The sequence below is a fragment of the Streptomyces sp. NPDC022910 genome (assembly GCF_055561075.1).
In genome coordinates, this window is record NZ_JBVHHL010000010.1 from 1 (window position 1) to 21,157 (window position 21,157).

Consider the following 21,157-nt stretch of genomic DNA (forward strand, 5'->3'; position numbering starts at 1 on the left):
CGGTCATCGTCACGCTGTTCCTGGTCCTGTCTCGCCCTGCATCAGATCAAAGAGACGTGCACCTCATCGGTCTCACCGGAGTCTGACAGACAGGGCCGGCGCGTCCGTCGTCCTCACTGTGCTCCGTGACGGCGATGCGGTCGCGGAGGTCATGTCAGATGCCATCGGCCGGCTCGACCACGACGCCGTCTGGGTACAGGCGAGCACCGTAGGGCCACGGAAAGCCGACGCGCTGGCCGGTCTGGCTCGTGATCACGGTGTTGCGTACCTCGACGCACCGGTATCGGGAAGCACCGCTCCCGCACGGCAGGGCAAGCTTGTCTGGCTGGTTGCCGGCCCCGAGGACGTCCTTGAACGGGTGCGTCCGCTGCTCGACGATCTCGGTTCGTCCGTGCTCCACGTCGGGACGGGGGTTGAGGGAAACGCCGTCAAGCTTGCGGTCAACGCCTGGATGGCCGCCTCGACGGTTGCCATGAGCGACGTCCTTGCGCTGTGCGACGATCTCGGCGTGGACCACGCGACGTTCGTCCGGGTGCTTGAGGCGGGCCCGCTCGCCATGCCGTACGAGTTGCAGAAAGTGCGCGTCATGGACGATGCCTCGTACGCGCCCGGATTCGCGGTGCAACTCGCCCTGAAGGACATCGAACTGGCCGCGGCAGCCGCCGCCCCCAGCCCTCTGCTCCAGGCCGTCCGAGAGCGCCTGGAAGCAACCGTCGCAGCCGGCCACGCCCACGACGACCTCGCCGCCGTCGACTACCTCAGGAAGCCGCCGTCGTAGTCCGCCTGCGAATCCTTGCTCACCGGCCCCTTGCCGGCCGTATACCGCGTCCGGCCGGTCAGCTGCGGGGCCGCATCGTTCGAGCCGTCTTCCAGGATTGAGGTACAGAAATGACGATTGCCGCCCAGAACCGCCCGCGTATCGGCTGGATCGGTGTCGGCCGCATGGGCTTCCAGCTGGCGGCCCGGCTGCTGGACGCGGGGCACGACGTAGCCGTCTACAACAGGGCCCGTGCCAAGGCCGAACCGCTGGCTGAACGGGGAGCGACGATCGCCGACCGGCCGGCTGATCTGGCCGACCGGGACGTCGTCTTCACCATGGTGACCGCCTCGACCGCCCTGGAGGCGGTCACCACAGGCCCCGGCGGCGTGCTGACCTCGTCGGATGCCGCGCCGGGGGTGCTGATCGACTGCTCCACGGTGTCCACTCAGGGGTCCGCGCTGATCCGGAACGAAGCCGCCAAGCGGGGGACCGACTTCCTGGCCGCCACGGTGAGCGGGAACCCGAAGGTGATCACCGCGGGCAAGCTGACGGTCGCGGTCTCTGGCTCACCCGAGGTGTTCGGTCAGGTTGAGCCGTTGCTGGCTCTGCTGGGGCGTGGGGTGACCTATGTCGGTGAGGGCGAAGTCGCCCGTCTCGTCAAGATCGCGCACAACGTCTTCCTCGGAGTCGTCACCCAGTCGCTCGCCGAGATCACCGTCCTCGCGGAGAAGGGCGGTGTCAGCCGTGCCGCATTCCTGGAATTCCTCAACGACTCCGTGATGGGCTCGGTCTTCACCCGTTACAAGTCGCCCGCACTGGTCAACCTGGACTTCACCCCGACGTTCACCATGCCGCTGCTGCGCAAGGACTTCGACCTGGGGCTCTCCGCGGCCCGCGAGCTGGAGGTCCCGATGCCGCTCGCCGCCACCACGGCTCAGCTCATCGCGGGTGCCATCGGCGCAGGGCATATCGAAGAGGACTTCGCCTCCTTGATCCTCGAACAGGCCAGGAACTCCGGCATCACGCTGGAGGCCCAGAACGTGCCAGTGGATGACGGCCTGTCACCGCAGACCTGATGATGACGGTGTCGCCGCGGTCGGCGAGTCGATGTGCCAGAACGCGTCCCGGGGGAGCCGCTTACTCGGACGATGATCGAGGTGGTCACGAGTCAGGGGCTCCCTTCGACGGACATGCAGCCACTCAGGGGTCTCATGAAGACCACCTTCAGCTCACCGCTCCTCCTCCCAAGGCACCCAAGGCATAAGTCACCGCTTATGCCGCGGCAACAATGAGCAGTTGACGCGCTGCGGTCCAGGCCACCCGGCGACGACCGGAACCGATGCCGAGAACCGCGCCGACGGCAAGCGAGGCGAGTGCTGTCACAGCCACGGAGGCGGCCACCGCCGGGCCTCCAGCGGTGAAGAACCAGGGCAGCAGCGGCACGATCGCGCCGACCGCGAACAGGAGCAGCGAACTCACTGCGGCGACCACAGGCGAACCGGCTTCCTCGGCGCTGACGCCGAACAGGATGCGCAACGCCGTCTCCCGGTTGGTGCGTTTGGCCGTGGCGACTCCCCAGCTGGCCCGAGTTGCGGTCTCGGCGTCGAGGCCACGGTCACGTATATCTTGCGCCATGTGTGCCAGCACAACAGGCGGTGAATGTGTCCACGCCCGGTGCAGCGCATCCTCCATCCCTCCGGCGATCTCCCGCTGACCATGCAGGGAGACCCACTCACCAGCCGCCATCGACAGCGCACCGGCGAGCAGACTGGCCAGTCCCGACAGTCGTACCGTGCCTGCACCGGCATGTGCGCAAGCCAGGCCCAGGATCAAGCACAGGTTGGTGACCAGGCCGTCGTTGATGCCCAGTACGGCAGCCCGGATGCCGCCACTTGGTGTGCCGGTGTGCCGGCCTCACGTCCACCGTTCCGGCGGCCGCCCGCGCGCGGGGCGGCCGCCGTCGGGCGGCCAGGCGGTGTCCGACACCGCCTGGCCCACGCCTAGCCCCCGACAAGCCTGATGTCCTGCTCCTGTACCGCGTGGAAGCGGGGCAGCGGCAGGCCGGTGGCACTCAGCTCCATCAGGGTGGCCTGGACGTGCGCCCGGCCTGTGGTGTACGCCTCCTCGACGGTCTCCGAGTTGGTCCAGCGGTGCTCGGCGCCGTCGCAGACCGCCAGGGTGCCGCCGACACCGTGGCGCACGCGGGTGTCGCCCTGGGACACCGAGGAGGACACGAAGACGGGGCCGCTGCTGCGAAGACAGCGGTAGGTGCCGGAGAGGGTGATGGTGCCGTCGGCCGTGAGGTGTCCGGTCGGGTCGACGGTCACCTCGTCGTACGGACCGGAACGGGCGCCCGCGGCGGGGGCGGCGGACAGGAGCAGGGCGGCGCCGAAGACCACCCCGAAGACCTGGCGCACGGACATGGAGTACCTCCTGGAGTGGGGGGAATCCACACGTACCGGGAGGCGGTGCCGAGGGGCGTGATCTTCACCCCTTCGTGGCGAGTCCGCACCGACCGTCTTCGGCGTGTCCGGGGGTTGTCCGCGTGGTGTCACGCTTTTCGGCAGGCGGTTCCGATGAGTCGGCGGGCGGAGCAGGGTCTTACTCGACGAGGCGACAACCGGCCGCCCATCCCTCATTCGGAGGTGCGCCATGTGTTCCCATCAGCCGACATGCCCGTCGTCCGACACCACCGTCGCGCACGTGGTCGCCGCTCATCCGGAGCAGGGTTGGAACCTTCTCTGCAACGGCGTGATCGTGTTCGACGACACCGGCGAGCTGCTCCCCGACGGCAGCGTGGTCGCTCCGCACCGCGTCCCGATGGAGCGGCTCGCCATGGCGGCCTGACACAGGGCCGCCGCGGGGGTCACGGGAGCACGGCGAAGCCGTCCAGTTCCACGAGGGCCGCCTCGTTCCAGAGGCGGGTGATTCCCACGACCGCCATCGCGGGGTAGTCGCGGCCCGCCAGGTTCCGCCAGATGCGGCCGAGTTCGGCGGCGTGGGCGCGGTAGTCGGCGACGTCGGTGGCGTAGACGGTGACGCGAGCCAGGTCGGCCGGGGTGCCGCCGGCGGCCCGCAGGGCGGTGAGCAGGTTGGTGAGTGCCTGCTCGAACTGCTCGGGCAGGGAGTCGCCGGCCACCTTCCCGTCGGCGTCCAGGGCTGTCTGACCCGCCAGGAAGACCACCCGCGACCCGGTCGCGACGACGGCGTGCGAGAAACCGGTGGGTGCGGAGAGGGTGGGCGGGTTGATCCGTGAGAGCTCGGGGGGGTCGCTGCGCTCAGTGGTCACGGGGCCTCCACGGTGGCGTACAACTCCTTGGCGATGATGCCGCGCTGCACCTCGCTCGCGCCCTCGTAGATCCTCGGGGCGCGCACCTCCCGGTAGAGGTGTTCGAGGAGATGGCCACGGCGCAGGGCGCGGGCGCCGTGCAGCTGGACGGCCGTGTCGACGACGTACTGCGCGGCCTCGGTGGCGAGCAGTTTCGCCATGGCGGCGCGGTGCGGCACGTCCGGTGCGCCTTCGTCGTACGCCGTCGCCGCCGCGTACACCATGAGGCGGGCCGCCTCGGTGCGCAGGGCCATCTCGGCGACCTGGTGGGAGACGGCCTGAAGGTCCTTCAGCTTGCCGCCGAAGGCGTCCCGCCCGGCCGTGTGTGCGAGCGTCGCGTCGAGGGCCGCCTGCGCCATGCCGACCGCGAAGGCGCCGACGCTGGGCCGGAAGAGGTTGAGGGCGCCCATGGCGACCCGGAAGCCGCGGTCGGGTTCGCCGAGGACGTCGTCCGCGGTCACGGACACGGCGTCGAAGGCGAGTGTGCCGATGGGGTGCGGCGAGAGCATGTCGAGGGGGGTGCCGGTCAGGCCGGGGCGGTCGGCGGGCACCAGGAAGGCGGTCACGCCACGGGCGCCGGCACCTGGGGTGGTACGCGCGAAGACGGTGTAGAAGTCGGCCTCGGGGGCGTTGGAGATCCAGCACTTCTCACCGGTGAGCCGCCAGCCCGACGGGTGGTCGGACTCGGCCGTGAGCGACAGCGCCGCCGCGTCCGAGCCCGCATCCGGCTCGGTCAGGGCGAAGGCGGCCACCGTGGTGCCGGCGCGGACGCCGGGGAGCCAGCGGGCGCGCTGGGCCTGCGTGCCGTGCGCGTGCACCGGATGCGCACCGAGGCCCTGCAGGGCGAGCGCCGTCTCCGCCTCCGTGCAGACGTACGCCAAGGACTCCCGCATCAGGCACAGGTCGAGCGCGCCCGAGGTGAACAGACGATCGATCAGGGAGAGTTGACCGAGTTCGACGACGAGTTCCCGGTTGACGCGGCCCGGTTCGCCCTTCTCCGCGAGCGGGCGCAGCCGCTGCTCGGCCGCCGTACGCAGCTCCGCGCACCAGGCGGTCTGTGCGGGATCGAGCGAGAATGCGGTCATGGCCGGTCCCCTCTCCCTGACGGCGAACCCGGGCCGGGCGAGCTGTCCACCCGACCGTATCGCGGACCGTTGACTGTCGTCACCAACACGATACGCTCGATGCGCGAGCCCACCACGACAAGGGGGCGAACCGCCATGGACCAGAGGGACGCCACAAGCTGTACGGACCCCGAGAGCGCCGCGGCCTCGGCAGGCCCCGCCCCCACCGCCCACCGCGACACCTTCGCCCGCGACCACCTCCCGCCCCGCGCACAATGGCCCGAGCTCCGCTTCGATCTGCCCGAGCTGCGCTACCCCGAACGGCTCAACGCCGCCGCCGAACTGCTCGCCCGCACGGATCCCGGCCGCCCGGCCTTCCGAACGGCGGACGGCGACGTGTGGACGTACGGTCAGCTGCGCACCCGGGTCGACCGGATCGCGCACACGCTCACCTCCCGCCTCGGCGTCGTCCCCGGCAACCGCGTCCTGCTGCGCGGCCCCACCACCGCCTGGCTGGCCGCCTGCTGGCTCGCGGTGCTCAAGGCGGGCGCGGTCGCCGTCACCGTGCTCGCCCAGCAGCGCCCGCACGAGCTGCGCACGGTGTGCGAGATCGCCCGGGTCGGCCACGCCCTGTGCGACGCGCGCGCGGTCGAGGACCTGGCGAAGGCCGACATCCCCGGGCTGCGCATCACCCCCTACGGCGGCGGCTCCCCCGACGACCTGCTGCGTCTGCCGGCACCCGAGAAGCCGTACGCGCCCGTGGACACGGCGGCCGACGACGTGGCGCTGATCGCCTTCACCTCCGGCACCACGGGGCGGCCCAAGGGCTGTATGCACTTCCACCGCGACCTGCTCGCCATCGCGGACACCTTCTCCAAGCACGTGCTGCGGCCGCGGCCCGACGACGTCTTCGCAGGCAGCCCCCCGCTCGGCTTCACCTTCGGGCTCGGCGGGCTCGTCGTCTTCCCGCTGCGGGCCGGAGCCAGCTCCCTGCTGCTGGAACAGGCGGGGCCCAGACAGCTGTTGCCCGCGATCGCCGAGCACCGCGTCTCCGTGCTCTTCACCGCGCCGACCGCGTACCGTGCGATGCTCGACGAACTGGACGGTCACGACACCACGTCGCTGCGGCGCTGTGTGTCGGCCGGCGAGAACCTGCCCGCCGCGACCTGGCGGGCCTGGTACGAGCGCACCGGGCTGCGCGTCATCAACGGCATCGGCGCCACCGAACTGCTGCACATCTTCATCTCCGCCGCGGACGACCGGATCCGCCCGGGAACCACGGGAGTTCCGGTACCGGGCTGGCACGCGCGCGTGCAGGACGCGAACGGCGCACCCGTGCCCGACGGCGAGCCCGGGCTGCTCGCGGTGCGGGGCCCGGTCGGCTGCCGCTATCTCGCCGATCCTCGGCAGAGGGAGTACGTCCAGGGCGGCTGGAACGTCACCGGCGACACCTACGTCCGCGAACCCGACGGCTACTTCCGCTATGTCGCACGCGCCGACGACATGATCATCTCGGCCGGGTACAACATCGCCGGGCCCGAGGTCGAGGACGCCCTGCTGCGCCATCCCGACGTGGTCGAGACGGCGGTCGTGGGACGGCCCGACGAGGCGCGCGGACAGGTCGTGGTGGCGTACGCGGTCCTCAGGGCGGCCGCGCCCCGCGACCCGGAGGCACTGCGTGCGTTCGTGACGTCCGAACTGGCGCCCTACAAATGCCCGCGCGAGTTCGTCTTCCTGGACGCGCTGCCGCGTACGGCGACGGGCAAGCTCCAGCGCTTCCGGCTGCGCACGCACCTCGTCGCGGACGCGGCCCCGGACGCCGTCGCCGGCGTCACCTCCGCACCGGCAGAAGGTGATCTTGAGTGACCCGAACGATTTAGAGTGATCAACGTGTCCGATCCGCACGCTCCGCGGTCCCTCATCGTCACGTTCTACGGCGCCTACGGCCGCTTCGCCCCCGGCCCGGTGCCGGTGGCGGAGTTGATCCGACTGCTGGCCGCGGTCGACGTGGACGCGCCCTCCGTACGGTCGTCGGTGTCGCGGCTGAAACGGCGCGGACTGCTCGTTTCGGCCCGTACGGCGACGGGCGCGGCCGGCTACGCCCTGTCGCCGGACGCACGGCAACTGCTCGACGACGGCGACCGGCGCGTGTACGCGACGACGCCGCCCAAGGACGAGGACTGGGTGCTCGCGGTGTTCTCGGTGCCGGAGTCGGAGCGACAGAAGCGGCACCTGCTGCGCTCCCGGCTCGCCGGCCTGGGCTTCGGCTCCGCGGCTCCCGGGGTGTGGATCGCCCCGGCACGCCTGTACGAGGAGACCCGGCACACCCTGGAAAGGCTTCGCCTCGACCCGTACGTGGACTTCTTCCGTGGTGAGCATCTCGGGTTCACGCCGACGGCTGGAGCAGTGGCCCGCTGGTGGGACCTGGCCGCGATCGCCGAACACCACGAGGCGTTCCTCGACCGGCACGCGCGTGTGCTGCGCGACTGGGAGGCCCGTGAGGACACCCCGCTCCAGGACGCGTACCGCGACTATCTGCTCGCCCTGGACTCCTGGCGTCATCTGCCCTACGTCGACCCGGGGCTGCCCGCCGAGCTGCTCCCCGAGGACTGGCCGGGTGCCCGCTCTGCCGCCGTCTTCCGGGCGCTGCACGAACGGCTGCGGGACGCGGGAGCGGTCTTCGCGGGAGTGTGATCCCGCCGGCCTTTCCGGGGCGGTGATGCGCGTGCATCCGTCCGGCGAGACCTCCGTGACCACCGGCATCGATGTGCTCGGCGGTCCGGCCGGACGCCGTCTGCGCGCCCGAGTCGATCAGCGTCCGTCCTGCCGATCAGCGGGACGTCTCGCGGGGCCACGTGATCACCTTTGGGGCGGTCGGCCGGATGGCCGACCGGCCCCGCAGAGTTCAACGTCCCAGCGTGAGCCGCGGCTTGGGAGCGTCCGTGCGTCCCGTCTGAGGGCGTCGGCTGCCCGCCCGGTAGGGCGCCGGCCACTCCACGCCCGGGCCGCTGTACCCCTGCTCCGCCGCCGCGTGCAGCGTCCAATGGGGGTCGTACAGATGCGGGCGGGCGAGGGCGCACAGGTCCGTGCGCCCGGCCAGGATCAGTGAGTTGACGTCGTCCCAGGACGAGATGGCACCCACCGCGATCACCGGGATGCCGATCTCCTGGCGGATCCGGTCGGCGTACGGCGTCTGGTAGGAGCGCCCGAACTCCGGCTGTTCCTCCGCCACCACCTGCCCGGTCGACACGTCGATCGCGTCGGCGCCGTGCGCGGCGAAGGCACGGGCGATCTCGACGGCGTCCTCGGCCGCGGTGCCGCCCTCGGACCAGTCGGTCGCGGAGATCCGTACGGTCATGGGCCGCTCCTCGGGCCACACCGACCGTACGGCGTCGAAGACCTCGAGCGGGAAGCGCAGCCGTTTCGCGAGCTCGCCGCCGTAGGCGTCGGTCCGCCGGTTGGTGAGCGGCGAGAGGAAGCCGGAGAGCAGGTAGCCATGGGCGCAGTGGAGTTCGAGCAGGTCGAAGCCGCTGCGCGCGGCCCGCCAGGCGGCCGCGGTGAACTGCTCACGGATGTCGGTCAGTTGGGCACGGGACAGCTCGCGGGGCGTCTGGCTCCCGGGCTTGTACGGGATCGACGAGGCAGCAACGAGCCGCCAGTTGTCCTCCTCCAGCGGCTCGTCCATGCCCTCCCACATCACTTTGGTCGAGCCCTTGCGGCCGCTGTGCCCGAGCTGCACGCCGATCGCGGTGCCCGGTGCCCGGGTGTGCACGAAGTCGGTGATCCGCCGCCACGCCTCCACGTGCCGACCGGTGTAGAGGCCCGCGCAGCCCGGGGTGATCCGGCCGTCGGCGCTCACGCACACCATCTCCGTCATGACCAGGCCGGCGCCGCCGAGCGCCCGTGCGCCCAGGTGGACGAGGTGGAAGTCGCCCGGGACGCCGTCCTGTGCCGAGTACATGTCCATCGGCGAGACCACGACCCGGTTGCGCAGGGTCAGGCCGCGCAGCCGGAAAGGGGTGAACATCGGGGGTGTGCCGGGCGGGCAGCCGAAGTCCCGCTCCACCGCCTCGGTGAAGTGCGCGTCGCGCAGCCGCAGGTTGTCGTGGGTGACCCGGCGGCTGCGGGTGAGCAGGTTGAAGGCGAACTGCCGGGGGGGCTGGTCGAGGTAGAGCCGGAGGTTCTCGAACCACTCCAGGCTGGCCCGGGCCGCGCGCTGTGTGGAGGCGACGACCGGGCGCCGCTCCTCCTCGTAGGCGGCCAGGGCCTCCCGCAGCGAGGGGTGCTCCTCCAGACAGGCGACCAGTGCCAGCGCGTCCTCCACGGCCAGCTTCGTACCGGAGCCGATCGAGAAGTGCGCGGTGTGCGCGGCGTCGCCGAGGAGGACCAGGTTGCCGTGCGACCAACGCTCGTTGACGACGGTGCGGAAGGTGGTCCAGGTGGAGTTGTTGGACCGCAGGGGCCGGCCGCTGAGCGCGTCCGCGAAGATCTTGGCGCAGCGCTCGATCGTCTCGGCGGTCTCCGACTCGGCGAACCCGGCGGCCCGCCACACCTCCTCGCGCATCTCTACGATGACGGTCGAGGCGTCGGCCGCATACGGATAGCCGTGCAACTGCATCACACCGTGCTCGGTCTCGGCGATCTCGAACCGGAACGCGTCGAAGGCGAAGTCGGCGGCGAGCCAGATGTAGCGGCAGCGGTGCTCCTCGGCCGAGGGCCGGAACACCTCGGTGTACGCCTCGCGCGTGCCGCTGTGCACGCCGTCGGAGGCGATCACCAGGTCGTACGACTCCGAGAGCCGGGCGGGATGCGGGGCCTCGGTGCGGACGCGCAGGTCGACCCCGAGCGAGCGGCAGCGCTCGTGCAGGATCTCCAGCAGCCTCCGCCTGCCGAGAGCGGCGAACCCGTGGCCGCCGGAGGTGTGGCACACGCCCCGGTGCACGATGTCGATGTCGTCCCAGCGCACGAACTCGTCCTTCAGCGCCGCGTAGACGACGGGATCGGCGTGCTCGATGCCACCGAGGGTCTCGTCGGACAGGACCACACCGAAGCCGAAGGTGTCGTCGGGGGCGTTGCGCTCCCAGACGGTGATCTCACGGGACGGGTCGAGGCGCTTGAGAAGGGCGGCGGCGTACAACCCGCCGGGTCCCCCGCCGATGACGGCGACGCGCAGCGGCCTGTGGGCGGACACAGGCCCCCGGTCACCGACCCGCGGACACGTCCCCACCTCCGACACGGGCCCGGCCTGCCGCTCCACCCCACGCTCCGGCACGGGCCCGGCCTGCCGCTCCACCCCACGCTCCGGCACAGGCCCGGCCTGCCGCTCCACCCCACGCTCCGGCACAGGCCCGGCCTGCGCCTGCGCCGGGGGCCCACACGTAACCACCGGCTCCGCCCGCGCCACGACCCCGCGCGCCGCTACAGACCCCGCCCCCTCCATCAGCCCGCGCACCACCACAGACCCCGCCTGCACCACCCGACCGGACCCAGCCCCCGCCACGACCCTGCGCGGCCCCGTTCGTCCACCCCGCGCGCACTCCCTCGTCGGCCCCGCTTGTCCCTCCGGGTCGCAGGCCGCCCTCGGTCGCACCCGCTCCTCCGGCCGAGCCCGACTCTCGTGTGCCGCCGTCATGGCTACCTCCCCCGCCACTTGGGCGGCCGCTTCTCCATGAAGGCGGCGTGGAACTCGGCGTAGTCCTCGCCGTTCATCAGCAGTGCCTGCGTCGAGGCGTCCAGTTCGACGGACGCGGCCAGCGGCATGTCCAGCTCGGCCGTGAGGAGCGCCTTGGTCTGGGCGTACGCGAGCGCCGGGCCGTCGGCGAGGCGGCGGGCCAGCGCCTGGGCCGCCTCGTCGGCGTGGCCCTCCTCGGTCAGCTCGCTGATCAGCCCGATCCGTTCGGCCTCGGGCGCCCGCACGGGCTCACCGAGCATGAGCAGCCGGGTCGCGTGCCCGAGCCCGACGACCCTCGGGAGCAGATAGGCGGCACCCATGTCACCGCCGGAGAGCCCCACCCGGGTGAAGAGGAACGCGAAGCGGGCTGAGGGATCCGCCACCCGGAAGTCCGCGGCCAGCGCGAGGACCGCGCCCGCCCCGGCGGCCACCCCGTGCACCGCCGCGATCACCGGGAAAGGGCACTCCCGCACGGCCCGTACGACCTGCCCGGTCATCCGGTTGAAGTCGAGCAGCTGGGCGGTGTCCATGGACAGTGTGGCGCCGATGATCTCGTCGACGTCGCCGCCCGAGCAGAAGCCCCGGCCCTCACCGGCCAGCACCAGGGCCCGGACGGACTTCTCCCGCGACAGCTCGGCGAGCAGGTCGCGCAGGTCGGCGTAGGCGCCGAAGGTGAGCGCGTTGAGTTTCTCGGGGCGGGCCAGGGTGACGGTGGCGACCCCGTCGGCGTGGACGCATCTCAGGTGACGCCAGTCGGCGGTGCGGGCGGCTGAGCCGGTGAACGGACTCATGACGTGCGGCCTCCTCGGACGGGGGCGGCTGTCTGCACTGGTGCTCTGTGACGAAGTTATCACTCATTCGTGACTGTCGTCACGATAGCGCGATAGTACGAGGCGGCAGCCCCGCCGGGCGCCGTGTGACAGCCGCCCAGCTCGCGTCACACCTCGTCGACAGGCCGGTAACAACGGGCTCTGCCACGCGAGGCCGGGCGCCGCCCGGGGTAAGCAGCCCCGTACCGGGCCGGTGCCGGGGCCGAAGGAGGTCCCGGGCAAAGCCCGCCGACGGCGCCGCTCGGGGCGCGCCGTACCATGCCTCTTGTTTGAAAGCAGGACGACCTGCGCCATGAACGGACCCGCCTTGTACGAACCTCCCGCACCCGCCTCCTGGCGCGTCGCGCTGCCGCAGACCGCCGCGGCCGTGCCGGTGGCCCGCGCACTGGTCCGTACCGCGCTGGCGGAGCAGCAGCACGCGGCCGACAGCGACACCGCGGAACTGCTCACCGCGGAACTGGTCGCGAACGCCGTGGAGCACGCTGCGGGCGAAGGACCGATAGAGCTGGTGGTCGAGCTGCTGCCGACGGGCTGCAAGGTCGAGGTGCACGACCCCGACCCGGCGCCGCCCGGCACCCTGACCCACCCGGTCGTGGAGGCTCCCGACCCCTGGCAGGAGCACGGGCGGGGCCTGCTGCTGATCCGCAGCCTCAGTTCGTCCTGCGGTCACCGCCCCACCGCGTCCGGCAAGGCGGTGTGGTTCAGACTGCCTGTGGTTCCACGACAGTGGCGTCCGGCGTGACGGCACCCGTCACGAGCCGTGAGCGCCGGCGACCGTAGGGCACGTACACCAGGCATCCGGCCGCCAGGAACACCGCGAACTGGACCCAGGTCGCCGGGCCCGTCTCGTACATCAGGTAGAGACAGAAGCCGATGCCGAGCAGCGGCACCACGGGATAGAGCGGCACGCGGAAGCTACGGGCGAGGCCCGGTTCGCGGCGGCGCAGGGCGATCACCGCGACGTTGACCACGGCCATCGTGGCGAGGGTGCCGATCGTGCACAGGTTGACCACCGCGTCCAGCGAGGCGAAGGCCGCCGGGACCGCGAAGACGACCGCCACGATGAGGGTGCCGGCGACCGGCGTCGAGGTCTTCGGCGAGACGCGCTCGAAGACGCGCGGGACGAGGCCGTCGCGGGACATCGACATCAGGATGCGGCTCTGCCCGTACATCACCGCGAGGACGACCGAGGCGATGGCGACGACCGCACCGAAGGCGATGACGCCGCCTCCGATGGCGGAGCCGGTCACCTGGTTGACGACGTACGACAGCGCCGCGGGCCGGCCACCCACCTCCGGACCGCCGATGGCGCCGATCGCGGCGAGCGCGACCGCGCAGTACAGCACTGTCACGAGGCCGAGGCAGACGAGGATCGCCACGGGGATGTTCCGGCGGGGGTTCTTGGCCTCCTCGCCGGCGGTGGTGATCGCGTCGAAGCCGATGTACGAGAAGAAGGCGGCGGTGGTGCCGGCACCGATGCCGCCGAGCCCGGCCGGGGAGAACGGGGTCAGGTTGCCGTGCTTGAAGGCGGTGAACCCGATGGCGCAGAAGACGACGAGGATGGCGAGCTTGAGCACGGCCATGGCGGCGGTGGCCCGGGCGCTCTCCCGGACACCGCGCACGAGGAGCATGGAGGCCATGGAGATGACGATCACGGCAGGGAGGTTGACCACCCCGCCGTCGCCGGGTCCGGCGCAGAGCGCGGCGGGCAGCTGCCACCCGACGAGGCTGCGCAGCAGTTCGTTGACGTACTGGCTCCAGCCGACCGCGACGGCCGACACGGACACGCCGTACTCCAGCAGCAGGCACCAGCCGACGAGGAAGGCCGTACCCTCGCCGAGGCCCGCGTAGGCGAAGGAGTAGGAGGATCCGGAGACCGGTATAGCGCCGCCCAGCTCGGCGAACGCCAACGCGGTGAAGACGCAGGTGAGGGCGGCGAGCACGAAGGAGACGACGACGGCGGGACCGGCCTGGGCGACCGAGTCGGAGAGGCCGACGAAGATGCCGGTGCCGACGATCGCACCGACGCCGAAGCAGACGAGCTGGAACAGCCCCATATGGCGCTTGAGGCCGTGACCTGCGAGATCGGCGCCGGCCTCGGCGACGAGCAGCTCGGGGGACTTGATGCGGAACGGGTTGGCGGAACTGCCGGGCATACGGATGGTGCTCTTTCGGTGGTGCGGAAGCGACGTGGGGGTGCCCCCCTGCTCGAGCGAAGCCGAGAGCTTGGGGGAGGGTCGCAGCGACGGGCCGCGGAAGGGGTGGTTCCGGGCCCGTCGAGGATCGTACGGGAGGTTTCCGGGTCGGTACGGCGGCGGCGGACGCGCCGGTCAGGCGAGGGTGGCCACCAGGACGGCCTTGATCGTGTGCATCCGGTTCTCCGCCTCGTCGAAGACGACGGAGTGCTCGGACTCGAAGACCTCGTCGGTGACCTCGAGCTCGGTGAGCCCGTGCCGCTCGTGGATCTCGCGCCCGACGTCGGTGCCGAGGTCGTGGAAGGCCGGCAGGCAGTGCAGGAACTTCACGTCGTCGTTGCCCGTGGCGCGCAGCACGTCCATGGTCACGGCGTACGGGCCGAGCAGCGCTATGCGCTCGTCCCAGACCTCCTTGGGCTCGCCCATCGACACCCACACATCGGTGGCGACGAAGTCGGCGCCGCGCACGCCCTCCTTCACGTCGTCGGTGAGCGTGACACGGGCACCGGAGACGGCGGCGAGCTGCCGGGCCACCTCGATGATCGTGGTGTCGGGCCACAGGAGCCCGGGGGCGACGATCCGGACGTCCATGCCGAGCAGGGCGCCGGTGACGAGGTAGGAATTGCCCATGTTGTATCGGGCGTCGCCGAGGTAGGCGAAGGCGATCTCGCTCAGCGGCTTGTCGCTGTGCTCGGTCATGGTGAGCACGTCGGCGAGCATCTGAGTGGGGTGCCACTCGTCGGTGAGGCCGTTGTACACGGGAACCCCGGCGTACGCGGCCAGCTCCTCGACCACGCCCTGTCCGTGCCCCCGATATTCGATGGCGTCGAACATCCGGCCGAGCACCCGGGCGGTGTCCTTGACGGACTCCTTGTGCCCGATCTGCGAGCCGCCCGGGTCCAGATACGTCGTGTGCGCACCCTGGTCGGCGGCCGCGACCTCGAAGGCGCACCGCGTGCGGGTCGAGGTCTTCTCGAAGACCAGGGCGATGTTCTTGCCCGTCAGACGGCGCGTCTCGGCCCCGGCCTTCTTGGCCGCCTTCAGCTCGGCCGCCAGCTCGATCAGAGAACGGAACTCCTCCGCGGTGAAGTCCAGCTCCTTGAGGAAGTGACGTCCGGCGAGGGCGGTCGGGAGTGTCGCCATGGGGGCGCTCCAAAAAGTGCGAGGGGGCGGGACGAACAGGAGGACGAATGAAAGTCTATACGATGTCCCACATTTCTATACGGATGCTTCGGCCGACATCAGACCCGTTCCCTCTCCACCGGACAGCTCATGCACCGAGGTCCGCCCCTCCCCCTGCCCAGCTCACTCCCCGGAATCTCGATCACCTCGATCCCCTGCTTGCGCAGATGGGTGTTGGTGGTCGAGTTCCGCTCATAGGCGATGACAACGCCCGGCTCGACGGCGAGGACGTTGCACCCGTCGTCCCACTGCTCCCGCTCGGCCGCGTGCACGTCCTGTGTGGCGGTCAGCACACGAATCTCGCTCAGGCCCAGCGCGGCGGCTATCGCCCGGTGCATGTGCTCCGGCGGATGGTCGGTGACCTTCAGCTCCTTCTCGCCGGCGCCGGGCTCGATGGTGTACGAGCGGAGCATGCCGAGCCCCGCGTACTGAGTGAAGGTGTCACCGTCGACCATGGTCATCACGGTGTCGAGGTGCATGAGCGCGCGCCGCTTGGGCATGTCGAGGGCGACGATGGTCCGGGCCGAGCCGGCGGCGAAGAGCTTGTGCGCGAGCATCTCCACGGCCTGGGGCGTGGTGCGCTCGCTCATACCGATGAGCACGGCGCCACTGCCGATGACCAGGACGTCCCCGCCCTCGATGGTGGACGGATAGTCGGCCTGCCCCTGGGACCAGACATGGAAGTCCTCGCCGCGGAACAGCGGATGGTGCCGGTAGATCGCCTCGAAGTGGACGGTCTCGCGCTGCCGCGCGGGCCAGCGCATCGCATTGATGGAGACGCCGTCGTATATCCAGGCGGAGGTGTCGCGGGTGAAGAGGTGGTTGGGGAGGGGGCGCAGGAGGAAGTCGTCGAGCTCCATCACATGGAACCGCACGGAGGTCGGCTCCGGATGAGCGTCGAGGAACTCCCGCTTGGTCATGCCGCCGACGAGGGCCTCGGCGAGCTCGGCCGCGGGCAGCGCCTCGAAGGCGGCGCGGAGGTGGTCGGTGGCGAGCGGCCCGTACTCCTTCTCGTCGAAGACCCGGTTCAGGACGAGCGACCGGGCCGCCGGGATCTCCAGGACCTCGGTGAGCAGATCGCCGAAGAGATGGACGACGACCCCGCGGTCGCGCAGCACGTCGGCGAACCCGTCGTGCTCGGCGCGCGCCCGGCGCACCCAGAGCACGTCGTCGAAGAGGAGCGCGTCCTTGTTGCTGGGGGTGAGCCTCTTGAGCTCGAGGTCCGGCCGGTGCAGGATGACGCGGCGCAGCCGCCCGGCCTCGGAGTCGACATGGAATGCCATGTCTCCATCCTGACCATTCGGGTGCGGGTTCACCCTTCGTTCGCGGCGAACCGGAACGTGCGAGGCGGTGATTTCGTCCTCTTGACGATAAGCGGATGCCCTCATTACCGTCTGCATGACGAAAATTGAAGGGCCTACGGGCTCTCGGTACGAGGGGGCATGGGACACATGGCCGCGGGCGGCGCGGACGTGGACGAGCTGACCATGGTCGAGGTCGTTGCGGACGACGCGCAGCGGCTGGTGGCCCTCAACGAGATCTACCTGGGCGCGGCCGGTCACCAGACGGCCCGCTACCGCCTGGGCCTCGACGGCGACGGGGGTGTCGTCGAGGCCCAGGCCTCGTCGGGGGTGCTGGTGGGCACGGGGACCGGTGCGACGGGCCGGCTTCGGTCGGTGTGGCAGGAGCGGGGCGGGCGGCTGCCGCTCCCCGCGCCCACGGAGGACCGGCTGCTCTGGTTCGTCCGCGAGGGCTGGCCCTCCCCCGCCACCGGAACCTCGTTGGTGGCGGGGGAGCTGCCGGCGCCACGACAGCTCAGCATCACCGTCGGTCGGAGCGCCTGATCGTCTTCGGAGACGGGATGGAGGCCGACTCCCTGGAGCTGACCTGGGGACAGTCGGTCCGGGTGGGCGTGTGCGGAGAGCGGCTGCGGCTGGTGGGCTGACGGAATCCCCGTCACAGCCGGGGATCCACCGGCTCCGACTCCAGCGCCAGCACCCCGAAGACCGCCTCGTGCACCCGCCACAGCGGTTCGCCCTCCGCGAGCCGCTCCAGTGCCTCGAGGCCGAGCGCGTACTCGCGCAGTGCGAGCGAGCGCTTGTGGTTCAGGAACCTCTGGCGCAGCCGGGTGAGGTTCTCGGGGCGCGTGTACTCCGGGCCGTAGATGATCCGGAGGTACTCGCGGCCACGGCACTTGATGCCGGGCTGCACCAGTCGGCCGGCAGCGCTGCGCACCACCGTGTCCGCCGGTTTGACGACCATGCCCTCGCCACCGCGCCCGGTCATCTCCAGCCACCAGTCGACACCGGCCCGCACCGACTCCGGGTCCCCGGTGTCCACGAACAGGCGCCGCGTCGTCTGCAGCAGCCCACTCCCGTCGTGTTCGACGAGCCGGTCGATCAGGGCGAGCTGCTCGTGGTGCGACATGGCGGCGAGGCTCCGGCCCTGTACCGCCAGGATCTGGAAGGGCGCCAGACGGACGCCGTCCAGACCGTCGGTCGTCCAGCAGTACCGGCGGTACGCCGCCGTGAACGCCGCCGCGTCCGACGCTCGTTCGCGCTGGCGCGCCAGCACTCCGGTCATGTCCACACCGCGCGCCGCCGCGCCCTCCAGCGCTGCCAGCACCCCCGGGAACACCGCCCCCGACGCCGCGCCGACCGCCGCGTACTGCGTACGCAGGAGCCCCGACGCCTTCACCGACCACGGCATCAGCTCGGCGTCGAGCAGCAGCCAGTCCGTCTCCAGCTCGGCCCAGAGGCCCGCCTCGGTGATCGCCGAACGCAGCCGGTCGAGGATCTGCTCCGTGACCGCCTCGTCGTCGAAGAAGGGGCGTCCGGTGCGGGTGTAGAGGGAGCCGGTCGGCCCTCCCCCGCTCTCGGCCGCGCTCGAGCCGGAGGTAACCCCGACCCCGAACCGCTCGCGTGCCGCCTCCGCGTCCCGGCACACCAGCGCCACCGCCCGCGAGCCCATGTGCTTCTCCTCGCACACGACCCGCGCGACCCCGTCCTCCTGGTACTGCGCGAAGGCCTCGGCCGGGTGCTCCAGGTAACCGTCGACGTGCGAGGTCGCCGTCGGCGCCATGGTCGGCGGGAGGTACGGCAGCAGGCGCGGGTCCACGGCGAAGCGGCTCATGACCTCCAGGGCCGCCGCCGCGTTCTCCTCGCGGACCGAGACCCGGCCGGCGTGCCGGGTCTCCACGACGCGGCGGCCGTACACGTCCGCCAGGTCCAGCGGCCGTCCTTCGTGCCCGCCGGGCGCCTCGGTGGCCAGCGGCCGGGCCGGCTCGTACCAGACCCGCTCCGCGTATACGTCGACCAACTCCCGCTCCGGCCAGCGCAGCGCGGTGAGCTTGCCGCCGAAGACGGCACCGGTGTCCAGGCAGATGGTGTTGTTGAGCCAGGTCGCCTGGGGGACCGGGGTGTGACCGTAGACGACCGCCGCCCTGCCCCGGTAGTCCTCCGCCCAGGGGTAACGCACCGGCAGGCCGAACTCGTCCGTCTCCCCCGTGGTGTCGCCGTACAGCGCGTGCGAGCGGACCCGGCCGGAGGTGCGGCCGTGGTACTTCTCGGGCAGACCGGCGTGGCAGACCACCAGCCGGCCACCGTCGAGAACGTAGTGACTGACCAGTCCGTCGATGAACTCCCGTACCTGCTGCCTGAACTCCTCGCTCTCGCCCTCCATCTGCTCGATGGTCTCGGCGAGCCCGTGCGTGTGCTGGACCTTGCGGCCGCGCAGATGACGCCCGTACTTGTTCTCGTGGTTGCCCGGCACGCACAGTGCGTTGCCCGACGCCACCATCGACATGACCCGGCGCAGCACGCCCGGGCTGTCGGGGCCGCGGTCCACCAGGTCGCCGACGAAGACGGCCGTACGCGCCTCCGGGTGCGCACCGTCGATGTATCCCAGCTTGCCCAGCAGCGCCTCCAGTTCGGACGAGCAGCCGTGGACGTCGCCGATGATGTCGAAGGGGCCGGTGAGGTGGGTGAGGTCGTTGAAGCGCTTCTCGGTGACGACCGTCGCGTTCTCGATCTCCTCCACGCCCCGAAGGATGTGCACCTTGCGGAAGCCCTCCCGCTCCAGATGCCTGAGCGAGCGGCGCAGTTCGCGTCTGTGGCGCTGGATCACCCGGCGCGGCATGTCGGCCCGGTCGGTGCGGGCCGCGTTGCGCTCGGCACACACCTCCTCGGGCACGTCGAGCACGATCGCGATGGGCAGCACGTCGTACTGCTTGGCCAAATCGATCAGCTGACGGCGGGCCTCCTGCTGCACGCTGGTCGCGTCGACCACAGTGCGGCGGCCGGCCGCCAGGCGCTTTCCGGCGATGTAGTGCAGGACGTCGAAGGCGTCCCGGGTGGCGCTCTGGTCGTTCTCGTCGTCGGAGACCAGACCTCGGCAGAAGTCGGAGGAGATGACCTCCGTCGGCTTGAAGTGCCTGCTGGCGAAAGTGGACTTGCCCGACCCCGACGCGCCGATGAGGACCACGAGGGAGAGGTCGGTGACGGGCAGGACCCGTCCCGTGCGGGTCTCGGTCATGCGGCCTTCGCCTCCTTCTCGTTCGTGGCGGTCCTGATGCTGAACACGGCCATCTGGGTGGGCGCTCCGACCTCAGGGTCGTCCGGGCCGACGGGGACGAACTCGACGTCGTAGCCGTGCCGTCCGGCCACGGTCGCCGCCCAGGTGCGGAACTCCTCGCGGGTCCACTCGAAGCGGTGGTCGCCGTGGCGTACGTGTCCGGCGGGGAGCGTCTCCCAGCGGACGTTGTACTCGACGTTCGGGGTGGTCACGAGGACCGTGCGGGGGCGCGCGTGCCCGAACACGGCGTATTCCAGGGCGGGCAGCCGGGGCAGGTCGAGGTGCTCGATGACCTCACTCAGGACGGCGGCGTCGTAGCCCTTGAGCCGGTTGTCGGTGTAGGCGAGCGAGCCCTGGACGAGCTGCACGCGGGCCGCCTGACGCTCGCCCATGCGGTCCAGCCTGAGCCGCCGGGCGGCGATGGTGAGGGCCCGCATCGAGACGTCCACGCCCACGATCTCCGTGAACCGCACGTCCTTGAGGAGGGCCTGGACCAACTGTCCCTGCCCGCACCCGAGGTCGAGCACCCGGGCGGCACCGGACGCGCGGAGGGCGGCAAGGATCGCCTCCCTGCGCTGCACGGCGAGCGGCGCCGGCTTCGCATCCGCCTCCGGCGACTCCGCCTCGGCCGAGTCCGCCTCTTCCGACCCCGACTCGACCGCGCCGCCGGTCACCTCGACCGCGCCGCCGGTCTCCTCGACCGCGTCGTCGATCTCCTCGACCTCGCTGTCGTCGGCCTCGGCCAGCCGCACCAGTTCCAGCTGCTCCATCGCCTGCCGGGTCAGCGACCAACGGCGGGACAGATACCGGCTGGTGATCAGCTTCTGCTCCGGGTGACCGGGCAGCCAGCCCTCGCCGGCCCGCAGCAGCTTGTCGACCTCGTCGGCGGAGACCCAGTAGTGCTTGGCGTCGTCGAGGACCGGCAGCAGGACATACAGATGACGCAGCGCCTCGGCCAGGGTCAGCGTCTCCGCCTCCAGGACGAGGCGGACGTAGCGCGAGTCGCCCCACTCCGGGAACTCGGTGTCGAGCGGGACCGGGTCGGCGGTCACGGTCCAGCCGAGCGGTACGAAGAGGCGTCGTACGAGGTCGGCGCCGCCGTGGGCGGGCAGGGCCGGTACCTCGATGCGGAGGGGAAGCGGCGTGGCCGCGCGCTCCGGGCGGGCGTTGCACACCCCGCGCAGGGCGCTGGAGAACACGCCGCTCAGCGCGACCGCGAGCAGCGAGGAGGCGGCGTAGGGGCGGTCGTTGACGTACTGCGCGAGCGCCGCGTCGGGCGCGCCGCCACGCCCCTTGCCCTTCCCCCGCCGGACCAGCGCCACCGTGTCGATCTCCAGCAGCAGCGCTGCCGTGCAGCGCTGCTCGTCCGCCTCGGGGTAGAACACGTGGGCGGTGCCGTAGGACGTGGAGAACCGCTGCGCTTTGTCGGGGTGCTTGTGCAGCAGGTGCCCGAGGTCGGTGGCCGGGCGGGCGGCTTCGCCGCTCGTGGAGATCGTCAGGAACACATGTCCGAGTCTCCCGGGCTCAAGACCCGGTGACCACCGGTTTTCGATCG

17 protein-coding genes and 1 pseudogene are annotated in these 21,157 nt (G+C 71.2%); 7 read left to right on the forward strand and 11 right to left on the reverse strand.

Translation table 11 applies throughout. From position 1 onward, the window contains the following. Positions 1–82: 82 nt before the first annotated feature. Together ACZ3TS_RS12280 and ACZ3TS_RS12285 are read left to right on the forward strand one after the other, a co-directional pair. Positions 83–778 (forward strand): NAD(P)-dependent oxidoreductase, encoded by a 696-nt coding sequence (locus tag ACZ3TS_RS12280; protein ID WP_467616930.1) that lies wholly within the window; start codon positions 83–85, stop codon positions 776–778. A 110-nt stretch (positions 779–888) separates the two neighbouring features. Beyond that, entirely contained in the window at positions 889–1,836 is a 948-nt protein-coding gene (locus tag ACZ3TS_RS12285; RefSeq protein ID WP_467616545.1) for an NAD(P)-dependent oxidoreductase, read from the forward strand. A gap of 196 nt (positions 1,837–2,032) precedes the next feature. On the opposite strand, the gene ACZ3TS_RS12290 is transcribed toward ACZ3TS_RS12285, so the two are convergent. After that, positions 2,033–2,644 (reverse strand): VIT1/CCC1 transporter family protein, encoded by a 612-nt coding sequence (locus ACZ3TS_RS12290; protein ID WP_467616933.1) that lies wholly within the window; start codon positions 2,642–2,644, stop codon positions 2,033–2,035. Between the two features lie 116 nt (positions 2,645–2,760). After that, the gene (locus ACZ3TS_RS12295; RefSeq protein WP_467616547.1) at positions 2,761–3,183 is read right to left on the reverse strand and encodes a DUF6299 family protein; all 423 of its coding nucleotides are present in this window, start codon (positions 3,181–3,183) and stop codon (positions 2,761–2,763) included. Positions 3,184–3,412: 229 nt separating this feature from the next. Here ACZ3TS_RS12295 and ACZ3TS_RS12300 point away from each other — a divergent pair, with 229 nt between their 5' ends. Further along, a complete protein-coding gene (locus tag ACZ3TS_RS12300; RefSeq protein ID WP_467616549.1) occupies positions 3,413–3,607 on the forward strand; it encodes a DUF5999 family protein in 195 nt (64 codons plus the stop codon). A 19-nt stretch (positions 3,608–3,626) separates the two neighbouring features. Here ACZ3TS_RS12300 and ACZ3TS_RS12305 read toward each other — a convergent pair whose 3' ends face one another. Further along, positions 3,627–4,049 carry a RidA family protein gene (locus ACZ3TS_RS12305; protein WP_467616551.1) on the reverse strand — a complete coding sequence of 141 codons (423 nt, stop codon included), beginning with the start codon at positions 4,047–4,049 and terminating at the stop codon, positions 3,627–3,629. Continuing rightward, the gene (locus ACZ3TS_RS12310; protein WP_467616554.1) at positions 4,046–5,173 is read right to left on the reverse strand and encodes an acyl-CoA dehydrogenase family protein; all 1,128 of its coding nucleotides are present in this window, start codon (positions 5,171–5,173) and stop codon (positions 4,046–4,048) included. Before ACZ3TS_RS12310 ends, ACZ3TS_RS12305 begins: the two co-directional genes overlap by 4 nt. Before the next feature lie 135 nt (positions 5,174–5,308). Here ACZ3TS_RS12310 and ACZ3TS_RS12315 point away from each other — a divergent pair, with 135 nt between their 5' ends. Then, positions 5,309–7,018, forward strand: a complete 1,710-nt coding sequence (locus tag ACZ3TS_RS12315) for an AMP-binding protein (RefSeq protein ID WP_467616555.1) — start codon at positions 5,309–5,311, stop codon at positions 7,016–7,018. A gap of 15 nt (positions 7,019–7,033) precedes the next feature. Then, the gene (locus ACZ3TS_RS12320) at positions 7,034–7,846 is read left to right on the forward strand and encodes a PaaX family transcriptional regulator (RefSeq protein ID WP_467616558.1); all 813 of its coding nucleotides are present in this window, start codon (positions 7,034–7,036) and stop codon (positions 7,844–7,846) included. Positions 7,847–8,057: 211 nt separating this feature from the next. On the opposite strand, the gene ACZ3TS_RS12325 is transcribed toward ACZ3TS_RS12320, so the two are convergent. Together ACZ3TS_RS12325 and ACZ3TS_RS12330 are read right to left on the reverse strand one after the other, a co-directional pair. Further along, positions 8,058–10,343, reverse strand: a complete 2,286-nt coding sequence (locus tag ACZ3TS_RS12325; protein WP_467616559.1) for a bifunctional salicylyl-CoA 5-hydroxylase/oxidoreductase — start codon at positions 10,341–10,343, stop codon at positions 8,058–8,060. A gap of 443 nt (positions 10,344–10,786) precedes the next feature. Beyond that, positions 10,787–11,614 carry an enoyl-CoA hydratase family protein gene (locus ACZ3TS_RS12330; protein ID WP_467616562.1) on the reverse strand — a complete coding sequence of 276 codons (828 nt, stop codon included), beginning with the start codon at positions 11,612–11,614 and terminating at the stop codon, positions 10,787–10,789. Between the two features lie 331 nt (positions 11,615–11,945). On the opposite strand from ACZ3TS_RS12330, the gene ACZ3TS_RS12335 reads away from it, so the two are divergent. Further along, a complete protein-coding gene (locus ACZ3TS_RS12335; protein ID WP_467616564.1) occupies positions 11,946–12,395 on the forward strand; it encodes an ATP-binding protein in 450 nt (149 codons plus the stop codon). Here the strand turns inward: ACZ3TS_RS12335 and ACZ3TS_RS12340 are convergent. The 3 genes from ACZ3TS_RS12340 to ACZ3TS_RS12350 form a co-directional block, all read right to left on the reverse strand. Next, the gene (locus ACZ3TS_RS12340; RefSeq protein WP_467616566.1) at positions 12,355–13,809 is read right to left on the reverse strand and encodes an amino acid permease; all 1,455 of its coding nucleotides are present in this window, start codon (positions 13,807–13,809) and stop codon (positions 12,355–12,357) included. The two genes, ACZ3TS_RS12335 and ACZ3TS_RS12340, sit on opposite strands and share 41 nt — an antisense overlap. Before the next feature lie 174 nt (positions 13,810–13,983). Continuing rightward, positions 13,984–14,991: an ornithine carbamoyltransferase gene (gene argF, locus ACZ3TS_RS12345; protein ID WP_467616568.1), complete on the reverse strand. Its 1,008-nt coding sequence runs from the start codon at positions 14,989–14,991 to the stop codon at positions 13,984–13,986. A 98-nt stretch (positions 14,992–15,089) separates the two neighbouring features. Then, entirely contained in the window at positions 15,090–16,313 is a 1,224-nt protein-coding gene (locus ACZ3TS_RS12350) for an arginine deiminase (RefSeq protein WP_467616570.1), read from the reverse strand. A 180-nt stretch (positions 16,314–16,493) separates the two neighbouring features. On the opposite strand from ACZ3TS_RS12350, the pseudogene ACZ3TS_RS12355 reads away from it, so the two are divergent. Continuing rightward, positions 16,494–16,975, forward strand: a pseudogene (locus ACZ3TS_RS12355) (hypothetical protein); the annotation flags it as partial. A gap of 11 nt (positions 16,976–16,986) precedes the next feature. Here the strand turns inward: ACZ3TS_RS12355 and ACZ3TS_RS12360 are convergent. Both ACZ3TS_RS12360 and ACZ3TS_RS12365 read right to left on the reverse strand, forming a co-directional pair. After that, a complete protein-coding gene (locus ACZ3TS_RS12360) occupies positions 16,987–19,563 on the reverse strand; it encodes a polynucleotide kinase-phosphatase (protein WP_467616572.1) in 2,577 nt (858 codons plus the stop codon). Then, positions 19,560–21,107 carry a 3' terminal RNA ribose 2'-O-methyltransferase Hen1 gene (locus ACZ3TS_RS12365; protein WP_467616574.1) on the reverse strand — a complete coding sequence of 516 codons (1,548 nt, stop codon included), beginning with the start codon at positions 21,105–21,107 and terminating at the stop codon, positions 19,560–19,562. Before ACZ3TS_RS12365 ends, ACZ3TS_RS12360 begins: the two co-directional genes overlap by 4 nt. Between the last annotated feature and the right edge of the window lie 50 nt (positions 21,108–21,157).